1 pseudogene is annotated in these 608 nt (G+C 63.8%); it reads right to left on the bottom strand.

The annotated features are described in order from the left end of the window. Positions 1 to 608: pseudogene (locus tag GSQ89_RS31310) on the bottom strand (porin); the annotation flags it as partial.

Below are 608 nucleotides of genomic sequence, written 5' to 3'. Positions count from 1 at the left end.
GGCGGCGGTCAGGCCGGCGGTGGTGACGGCGAGACCACCCTGGAAGAAGCCGATCTGTTGGTAGTGCAGGGCGTTGGCGCTTGCCGACATGAAAGCGGCGGTGCCCGGCGCGGCGGTCGTGTATGTGGCGGCATCTTCGCCCGCGGCGTGCTCGTAGAAGCCGTAGACCTTTACGTCGACGGGGCCAAAGGTGTTCTCATAGCGCATACCGGCACCAACCTGATTATACCAGCGGTTGGAGGTGTTGCCGGTCGTTATCCCAATGACGTTGTCGCCGCCGAGTGCAGGGCTGGCGGGGCTGCCACCCGATGAGAAGGCGGCGAGCGGTGAGGAGACCTGGTAGGCATTGCCCTGGCTCGGCGCATATTGCAGGCCAATATCGAAGCCGTAGATCTGCGGGCTGAGGTAAGTTATCTTTTCGTTGGCGTATTCGGCACCGGCCTGCGCGAGCCACGGATAGTTGGTGGCGCCACCGCCCATTGCGTTGCCGAAGTTGATGCCGCCGAAGCCGGGGCCCTGGAACACGCCGTCGCCCGCATCCCAGCATTGGCTGGTGAAAATGCAGTTGTCGAACAGGCCGATAACGCCGTCACCCTGGCCGATGCGGA

It is taken from the genome of Acidisphaera sp. S103 (assembly GCF_009765975.1).
In the GTDB taxonomy this organism is placed as follows: Bacteria; Pseudomonadota; Alphaproteobacteria; order Acetobacterales; family Acetobacteraceae; genus Rhodopila.
Note: the sequence above shows the minus strand (reverse complement) of the source record. Positions and strands in the feature narration are given on the sequence as shown.